At 32.8% G+C, this 7,350-nt stretch carries 10 protein-coding genes; all 10 read right to left on the reverse strand.

The window, feature by feature from the left end; genetic code table 11:
- Positions 1-182: 182 nt before the first annotated feature.
- Positions 183-1,004 (reverse strand): TIM barrel protein, encoded by an 822-nt coding sequence (locus tag E1I69_RS23510; RefSeq protein WP_136381930.1) that lies wholly within the window; start codon positions 1,002-1,004, stop codon positions 183-185.
- Between the two features lie 171 nt (positions 1,005-1,175).
- Positions 1,176-1,463 (reverse strand): hypothetical protein, encoded by a 288-nt coding sequence (locus E1I69_RS23515; protein ID WP_161974971.1) that lies wholly within the window; start codon positions 1,461-1,463, stop codon positions 1,176-1,178.
- A gap of 123 nt (positions 1,464-1,586) precedes the next feature.
- On the reverse strand, positions 1,587-2,039 hold the full coding sequence (locus E1I69_RS23520; protein WP_136381938.1) for a GNAT family N-acetyltransferase: 453 nt from the start codon (positions 2,037-2,039) through the stop codon (positions 1,587-1,589).
- A gap of 144 nt (positions 2,040-2,183) precedes the next feature.
- Entirely contained in the window at positions 2,184-2,669 is a 486-nt protein-coding gene (locus tag E1I69_RS23525) for a hypothetical protein (RefSeq protein WP_136381932.1), read from the reverse strand.
- A 96-nt stretch (positions 2,670-2,765) separates the two neighbouring features.
- Positions 2,766-3,143 (reverse strand): nuclear transport factor 2 family protein, encoded by a 378-nt coding sequence (locus E1I69_RS23530; RefSeq protein WP_136381933.1) that lies wholly within the window; start codon positions 3,141-3,143, stop codon positions 2,766-2,768.
- A 261-nt stretch (positions 3,144-3,404) separates the two neighbouring features.
- Positions 3,405-3,782 (reverse strand): YciI family protein, encoded by a 378-nt coding sequence (locus E1I69_RS23535; protein WP_136381934.1) that lies wholly within the window; start codon positions 3,780-3,782, stop codon positions 3,405-3,407.
- A 63-nt stretch (positions 3,783-3,845) separates the two neighbouring features.
- Entirely contained in the window at positions 3,846-4,037 is a 192-nt protein-coding gene (locus tag E1I69_RS23540) for a hypothetical protein (protein ID WP_136381935.1), read from the reverse strand.
- A gap of 350 nt (positions 4,038-4,387) precedes the next feature.
- Positions 4,388-4,732 carry a n-acetylglutamate synthase gene (locus tag E1I69_RS23545; protein WP_207308604.1) on the reverse strand — a complete coding sequence of 115 codons (345 nt, stop codon included), beginning with the start codon at positions 4,730-4,732 and terminating at the stop codon, positions 4,388-4,390.
- Positions 4,733-5,000: 268 nt separating this feature from the next.
- Positions 5,001-5,450: a GNAT family N-acetyltransferase gene (locus E1I69_RS23550; protein ID WP_136381936.1), complete on the reverse strand. Its 450-nt coding sequence runs from the start codon at positions 5,448-5,450 to the stop codon at positions 5,001-5,003.
- Between the two features lie 158 nt (positions 5,451-5,608).
- On the reverse strand, positions 5,609-6,862 hold the full coding sequence (locus E1I69_RS23555) for a carbamoyl phosphate synthase-like protein (RefSeq protein WP_136381937.1): 1,254 nt from the start codon (positions 6,860-6,862) through the stop codon (positions 5,609-5,611).
- Positions 6,863-7,350 lie beyond the last annotated feature (488 nt).

A 7,350-nucleotide genomic window follows, 5' to 3' on the forward strand; every position in this document is an offset into this window, starting at 1 on the left:
AGATGTGTATAAGAGACAGAACAAATACAGCAGCTGCTATATACCAAAACATTAAGACACCCCCTGATTTTTCCAATATCACTAAACATTCGACATATTAGCTAAATTCACCTTTTTCAACGAAAACAAGCGATAATCCATTTTTAGATTATCGCACCACTTTGGCCAGGCTCATAATTTGGTTATCCTCTAATGATTCCCTTTACCCAACTAATTCCCTCATTAACAAATAATTCTGTTGGATTTGTATGTGGTGTATGTTCGAAATTAAAAAACACACCCGAACTTTTCGATAGCGTATCAATTAGGTCCATTACCTTAAAATGTGAATTGTCTTTTTCATGAGATGGGTGAACAGGTACCCATATGTATTTATCATTATGAAACTCTACATTGTGCAAATGAACTACTTTTATATGCATTTTCCATTTCGTTATATAATCTAATGCGTTATCACCAGTTGCTAACAAGTAATCCCCTATATCTATGCAAAGTTTTATGCCATACTTGTCCCAAATCTCGATTGGAAACTGATCAAGAGCTTTTATCCCAAACGCTGATCTATTAAGACCCAGTTTCGGTTCACAAACAATAGATATAGAATACCTTTCTTGGAGTGTATGTAATCTTTTTAATCCAGTTTCAATCATTTCAGTGGTATCTATGTCTTTTTCTTCTTTAAAATAAGGAAAGTGGACTAAAATATACTCAGCCCCTAATTGAGACATATATTTAACTTCTGATTCAAACTGTTCCCAAGCCTGTTCAGGTTCAAATTGTACTTTTTCAAGCAAATCATATTTACTTTGGTTTCTATACAAGGGGGAGTGCAGACCGAATGTAAGATTTTTCTTATGTAATAATTCTAAGAAATTATGTAACGACTCTTCACTTGGAAACTCTCCAATCTCAATATGACTTACATTCTCATTAATAAATAATAATGGGAATTTATCTGGATCTGTCATAATCACACTTCCAGAAAGTCCTATACAATTATGCATTTTTGCTACTCACACCTTCCAAATAATAAATACCTTTTGTATATTTTTCCATAATGAAAACTTGAACTTTATCTTAATTAGGCTTTTTTATGAACACTAAGGTTCTTCTAAGTGCTAAAAAAAGATAGAGTAATGCCGAGTATATTATTACACAGACGATGTAGTATATTCCTAGTAGTTTGGTTTTGTAGACACTTCCCCTACACCATGAGCAAGATTATACCATTCAAGTTGTGAGTAATAAGACCAGATAAAAACTAAAGTAAGGATCAACATTAGTAGAGCGAGGATCGCTTTTTTATGCATCACAATTTTAATTAAACTATCTTTAAAAACATTTTTAAATGCTATTTCACTGTCTTTGTGAGATTCAAAAGTTACCAGACTTTTAAATGGTGTTAAGAAGTAAATATATAATGCGCCCCAGACAATCCAGAAAACAATTATATTAATAACCAATAAACTTCCCTCTCTGGACGAATGTAATTGCTCAATCATCCTAACCGTTTAATCAATAAGTAATTCAACAATGTATGTTAGCAATTTTATATTTATTAGTTCATACGTCTTTCCTTTTTACATCTATAAATCCTGTGCTAACCTCACCATATCCCTACACTGTATTCCATTTTCGAAAATTGCTTCCGAATAGTGCTTAATGAAAAAATCTATATCAACACCCGTGATTCTAAAACCACATTTTTGATAGAGTGCTATTTGTCCGATGCTTGAATTTCCAGTACCGATTTCTATAGTTCTGTATCCCATGGTCCTAGCTACTTTAATTGCATTCATTACCAATTGTTTCCCCAATCCTTTGCCTTGGTGGGTTTCCTTTACAGCTATATTAACCAACTCCACTGTTTTAGGTCTTGTCGGAAGTAGCACATATACCCCAACGATTTGACCATCGCTTTCAGCTACAAAGCATTCTCCCCTTTGCATATATTCCTCAACGAGCATCCTTGAAGGGTCAGCTAATAACAACAAATCCATTGGGGGCTGTTCATTGATATTTAGTTTGCGAATGACCATATTTCTCTCCCCTACTACATCCATTTTTTTCTTCAACTTCCACTTTTGTTAGTTCACCCAAACCACTAAAATCATCAAAATTTATATTTAGCGGTATCCCCAACTAATATTGTTCTTGGCTCAACTAAACTAAGCGATAATCCTTTAGTTGACATTTCCACTTAAAGCATTTTCCCACTCTTCCTCAATGTCATCCTGACGATAATCAAAATTTCCTAACTTCCACTTATCTTCACTAGGACCAAACCACAATTGAACATCTTTTTTTACACTCTTTTCACCATTTTGCATAATAACTAAATCAACGGTTCCCTTTGGATATGTGTCATCTAAACCGACTCGTAGCTGGTTGTAATCAACAAGATAAATGCCTTGTTCCCTTAAATCCTTCACACGTTGAATCCATTTACTTTTAGCATCTTCATATGAGATTATCGGCTCTAAATCTATTGCTTTATCATAAAAATAAACCCTTTCAAACGCAGCTTGATAGTCTTGGTCGATTACATTATCTAAAACACCTTTAGCAGCAGTTTTTGATTGATATTTATCTATGAAACCAGGTATAAATGCAAACGCCAATAAACCGATAACGGTTACAAAAATGATAATGGTTAAAATATTTTTCATTAAATCATCCTTTCTTCATAATTTCATTTGTGATTTCCCCATAAAATTCTAAATGATCTTCATTAATCCTCACTATCTCATTAGCGAAAGAAAAACCTACCTTTCCAATTCAATATATTCTCTCAATAATTTCCACTCATTATCTTCTTTTGTCCAAACAAACATGCATTGAGCAGTATATGGTTCACCATTTATTGTGTTTGTTTCTCTACCCAAAATTAAATATTCTTCTCCATTTTTACGTTCGGTGATTGAATATATCTCAATACTTTTTTCAGCATTGTCCATTTGACTCAGTACACTATTGAGATCATAGTCATAATAGTACGGTTCCGGTTTATCTATATTTGAATGAGCCCAATATCCTACAAAACTCTTTGACATATACCCTCTAATTCCATCACCATTCTTGCTAATAAATCCTTCATTCCAAGCTGAAAAATAGGCATTTAATACTTCCTCTATAGTATTCAATTTTCAATCCTCCCTATGATTTAACGGTATCTATAACAATCCCTTTTACTAAGAAACAATAGTTAAAGTAAACTGAACGTTTACTTAATATTTTCAACAAAAATAGGCGATTTTCTTTCTTGGGAGCATCGCACTTTTAGTTAAAGTATATTTCTTCACAAACTAATAATTTCAGAGCAACAATAATCAAAAAAGGAAAAACTAGCTTTTCACCTTGGTTTCTGGGATCAAACTTCTTAGAACGAAAAATTACTTGTTTCATTACTGTTTATTAGTTTGTACGGGCGCCTCAAATACTTGACGCAGTTCAATCTGACCTTCCCCATGTCCTTGTGGGTCTGGCATCCTCATTGCCCACTCGATGGCTTCTTCTTTCGAGTTCACATCAATTAAAATGAACCCGGCAATCAGTTCTTTCGATTCCGTAAAAGGACCTTCCGTAACCACAGGATTTTCCCCTGGTATCGGATACGAAATGCGAATCCCATTTGAACTTGGATGAAGTCCTTTAGCCATAACCCGTACGCCAGCCTTAACTAAATCCTCATTGTACTTATCCATTGCTTCCATGAGCTCAGAGCTCGGAAGTTTTCCTGCTTCCGAATTCTTCGAAGCTTTGACAATCAGCATAAACAGCATAAAAAGTTCCTCCTTCTTCTTTTTTAGAAAATATCCTCTAATTGAGCATCTTATTGTGATGAACTATTTTTCCTTTTTCTCTTCATTCTGCTTTATAGTTATTAATTTCCACATAATAAAATGAACAACTGCAAAAGTAAGTAATAAATCTCTGTATGGTTCATTCGTTCCACCCATCCACGATGCCAATAGAAAGAACGCTCCAAATGATAGTAAAAGTAAAATAGCAACATACTGTTCAATACGTAAATACATTATAGTTGCCCCCACTGAACGTAATTCTTAAACTTTAAACCAATGTATCTACTTACCTATTTCGACACATACCGTATATAATCCTTGTTCAACTAACCCACACTGTTACTTCAAAAAATCCTATAAAAATAGCGTTAATCCAATCTATGATCAACGCTCCCCGGTATTCAAAATTTTTAACAACTGTTACGAACTGTCTTATACGGAAATAATTCCTCTAATAATTTAGCAACGCTTCTGAAATTAGAACATGTTTGACCTGAATTGCTTCATTAAAATGGCTAGAATTGTATGCCGCCTAAAAAGGAAAGTGATCCTTTGTTATGGTAGAATCGCACCCGATACTAGTTTTATATACTAATTTCCTCAATAATTGAATTTCCATCAGTGGCTTTAGCGTCAATCCATTTCCAATTTTCATATAACCTAATTCGCCCATCTGATAGGATTTCTGGCGTAGAAACGCATTTTCCGCCTCTAATTTCATTTTTGTTATTAACGTGATTATATCTAAACTCTAAGCGACCGTCTTCTTTTATTACTCCAATCAATATTCCCTTTACAATTTCCCCTCCACTATATGTTGCTGAGATGATAGGCCCCTCTTGTTTGTATTCAAAAATAGTCTTTGAAGAAACTTCACCGTTAGCTGTATTTTCAATTGAAACAAATCTACGACCATTATAATTTATCATTTTTTCTCCTTCCCTTTTTTAAGTACATTTTTAAATCTAAGAAATTTTAATTTATAAAATCGGATCACATAGGTATACAATTTCTTCTGATGCTTCTGGAATTTCTTGACCTTACCCTGTTATATACTGCAAACGAATGCTTAATATTGTCCAATCTTTATCCTCTATTTGTTTTCCGATATAGAGAATCGTTAGTTGATAAATTCAACCAAAAAGTGCATTAATCCTTTTTGAATTACCGCACCCAGTAGTTTTAAAAAATTTAGCTTTAGATCTCCATATAGTGACTTGAATTTGGATAAAGATTTCCCTTTTCAAATCCAATGGAAGTATAAAATTTATCAGCCTGTTCGGTATCTGTATGCAGCACCAAAATTTTATAATATTTTTTGGCTTCGTCAATTATCCTTCTTACCAAAAGGCTTCCTATGCCGTTTCTCCTACACTCTTTACTGACATAAAACCTTCTTAGCCTACCAATATTATGTTCATTTGAAAATGGGTCTTTATTTAATCCACCAATAGCTACAAGTACACCTTCTTCATTAAACACACCAAATAACACTTCTCCATTATGGTCAAAAGTATTACTACCATTTTTATAATCATTCAATAATCTTTCTACAAAACGAAACCCCTCATCTTTGCTTTGCTTTACTAATCTGTCGAGCTCAATATGTATCAGATTATTTATATGCTTTATTTCATATTCCCTCATTTATATCCCCCTAAATATAAATTCCTGATTAATTTTTCTGCCCCTTCATCATAATAAACCTTTAACAAAGATTTCATGATTCATTCCTTGAACATGCATCACCATTTTCAGTATAAGTTCTTCACGCAAAAAAATACCCTAATTTCAACGAATTATGGCTATGAACTTTTATTAATTCTTCCACTAGTCGGTGGATATTTCTTGAATTTTCTATAGTAATTAAGAGTAGATACAACTACATAAAACAATCTTTTAAGATTTTTTTCTACTGAAAAATAAAACAATGGATTCTTTACAAGGCGCTTTTTATATAGTTCCTTTATTCTACTCTTCAGATTTTTATCCTTAACATAGCTTAATAGTAGCCTTTTGGGCACTATGGAGTATAAAGCTTCTTTTTCAGCTACAGTGTACTTTAGATCCTCATGATTTACATATTCACTTACATAATAACAAGTGGGGTTATTACCTGCAGCAGTCAAGTAATAATTGCTTCTCCCTAAACGGGGATTCAATTCAAAAAACTTATACTTTCCATCTCGTACATCATATTTTAAATCAAAATTAGCAAACCCAACATATCCAACATATTTCGTTATTTTTTCGGCTTGTTTAATAACTTCATCATTTCGGAAAGTCCGTATTGCTAATGGATTACCTATGCCTCCTGGAGTGTGGTCTTCAAGTAATGTTTGTCCGAAAGAGGCTAGTTTGGTTTGACCATCTTGACCAATATAAAGTGTTAATATATGCATTGCTGTATCATCACCTGGAACATATTCTTGGATTACTAAGTTTTCATTATATCCAGCATCCCTTAGCAATGAAATGATTCCGTCCAATTCTTCCCTGTCATGAGCTGTAAAAACCTTCATCTTACCCGTAAACTTCAATGATTCATATAATACTCTACTAGTTGGCTTTACAACGACCGGGAAAGGAAAAGGGAGATTATTATTTAGTAACTGTTTATTTTCTAAGGAAATATACTTAGGATAATCTACATCCAGTTCATCACATAGATCATAAAAATTAGTTTTATCAATTACTCTTTGCAATTTATTTTTGTCCGTATAAGGAATAATCCAACTATTATCAAGTTTATCTCTGAGATTTACAATCATTTCAATATGCCATTCATCACTACCAATAATCATTTTTGGTGTATTAGCGTATGTCTGAGTGATCTTATTTAGACATTCTAATAATACCTCTTCGTCTTCCATGTTACTCTCAACAATTGGCACTATTATCTCAGAATGATTTATTTGTCCTGTTAAATATCTACAGACACTTATTGATATGACTCCATAAGCTTCATGAAAAGAACGAGCTGTACTATAAACTCCGATGCTTGCTCCCAATATTATTGGTATGAATTCTTGTTCAAATAAAAGATTTTCTTTATTCACAGTGTATCTCCTTCGTTAAAGGTACCTATCTTTTGTTTTAATTACTCAATCAGAATAAATTTTAATTTCATTTGCATAATCTAACAAAATATATTTTACCATATATTTACACACCCTTTAAACTACAACTTCATCTATCCTGGGCGTTAGTCAACAAAAAGATGCGTCATCCTTCATGGATCAACGCACCCTTAATTAAATAAACTATTTTTAAAATCATTCATATTATAATTCTGCTTGTCTACCCGCAATTTTTCCCAGAAAAATCCAGAGAAAAATGACTTCCTAGTCTGGAAACCATTTTTGTAGTTGACCATATGGTGTTACAATTCGTTTTTCTCTTTTACGTAATGTAGATAAACAATATCTATTCACCGTCTCAGTAATTTTGAAACCTATCTTAAAGATAGAGAGAAAGATTGTTTTCTTATAGAAATAATGACTTATTTTAATATTGTATACCTAAAACCTGTCTCTTATACACATCT

This window comes from Bacillus timonensis (genome assembly GCF_004799755.1).
In the GTDB taxonomy this organism is placed as follows: domain Bacteria; phylum Bacillota; class Bacilli; order Bacillales; family Bacillaceae_L; genus Ferdinandcohnia; species Ferdinandcohnia timonensis_A.

What these genes read in the sequence shown, in the direction of transcription:
- E1I69_RS23510 (WP_136381930.1), bottom strand. Translation starts at nt 1,004, where the DNA reads ATGCATAATTGTATAGGACTTTCTGGAAGTGTGATTATGACAGATCCA.
- E1I69_RS23520 (WP_136381938.1), bottom strand. Translation starts at nt 2,039, where the DNA reads ATGGTCATTCGCAAACTAAATATCAATGAACAGCCCCCAATGGATTTG.
- E1I69_RS23525 (WP_136381932.1), bottom strand. Translation starts at nt 2,669, where the DNA reads ATGAAAAATATTTTAACCATTATCATTTTTGTAACCGTTATCGGTTTA.
- E1I69_RS23535 (WP_136381934.1), bottom strand. Translation starts at nt 3,782, where the DNA reads ATGCTGTTTATGCTGATTGTCAAAGCTTCGAAGAATTCGGAAGCAGGA.
- E1I69_RS23540 (WP_136381935.1), bottom strand. Translation starts at nt 4,037, where the DNA reads ATGTATTTACGTATTGAACAGTATGTTGCTATTTTACTTTTACTATCA.
- E1I69_RS23545 (WP_207308604.1), bottom strand. Translation starts at nt 4,732, where the DNA reads ATGATAAATTATAATGGTCGTAGATTTGTTTCAATTGAAAATACAGCT.
- E1I69_RS23550 (WP_136381936.1), bottom strand. Translation starts at nt 5,450, where the DNA reads ATGAGGGAATATGAAATAAAGCATATAAATAATCTGATACATATTGAG.